Raw genomic sequence first — 919 nt, 5'->3', positions numbered from 1 at the left:
CTGTGCTACTTTTGTATTTGTAATGTCATAACCTTTTACTTCGGATTTATATCCGTCTACTGGCTGTTCTTTCACTGTATAGATGTAAGCTACTCCGTTTGTATCGTATGCTTGGAGTTTTTCAAATGTATACTTCCAGTTTGTTGCCGCTGTTACTTCTCTCGTATCTACTACTTTACCGTTTTGTAGTAAATCTACTTTAACCGTGCTTGGACGATCCGTTGCGTTTCCGTCTTTCCACGTTTTCGTTCCTTCTACTTTCGTTTCGCCTACTTTTGTATTCGTAATGTCATAACCTTTTACTTCCGATTTGTATCCGTCTACTGGTTGTTCTTTTACTGTATAGATGTAAGCTACTCCGTTTGTATCGTATGCTTGGAGTTTTTCAAATGTATACTTCCAATTTGTTGCCGCTGTTACTTCTTTTGTGTCTACTACTTTACCATTCTGTAGTAAATCTACTTTAAATGAACTTGGACGATCTGTTGCGTTGTTATCGTTCCACGTCTTCGTTCCTTCTACTTTTATTTCGCCTACTTTTGTATTCGTAATATCATAACCGCTTACGCTAGATTGATATCCCGCTACTGGATGTTCTTTCACTTCATACTGATAAGCTACTCCATTTGCATCGTATGCTTGTAAATCTGCGAATATATATTTCCAACCCATTACTGCTAGTACGTCTTGTGTTTTGATTACGTTACCGTTTTGTAGTAAGTCTACTTTGACCATTGCCGGACGGTCTGTTGCGTTTCCATCTTTCCACGTTTTCGTTCCTTCTACTGTCAATTTTGCCACTTTTGTATTCGTTATGTTATAACCGTTTACTTCCGATTTATATCCCGCTACCGGATGCTCTTTTACTGTGTACGTATAAAGAACACCATTTGCATCATATTGTGCTAGGTCTGCAAAC

At 38.2% G+C, this 919-nt stretch carries 1 protein-coding gene; it reads right to left on the bottom strand.

Features of this window, described 5'->3' with window-relative positions; all coding sequences use genetic code 11:
* A partial coding sequence (locus tag JTF23_RS27340; protein WP_204210287.1) for a Cna B-type domain-containing protein occupies positions 1-919 on the bottom strand: 919 nt, incomplete at both ends.

This window comes from Bacillus sp. RIT 809 (assembly GCF_016892495.1).
In the GTDB taxonomy this organism is placed as follows: domain Bacteria; phylum Bacillota; class Bacilli; order Bacillales; family Bacillaceae_G; genus Bacillus_A; species Bacillus_A cereus_U.
This window is presented reverse-complemented; position numbering and strand designations above follow the sequence as displayed.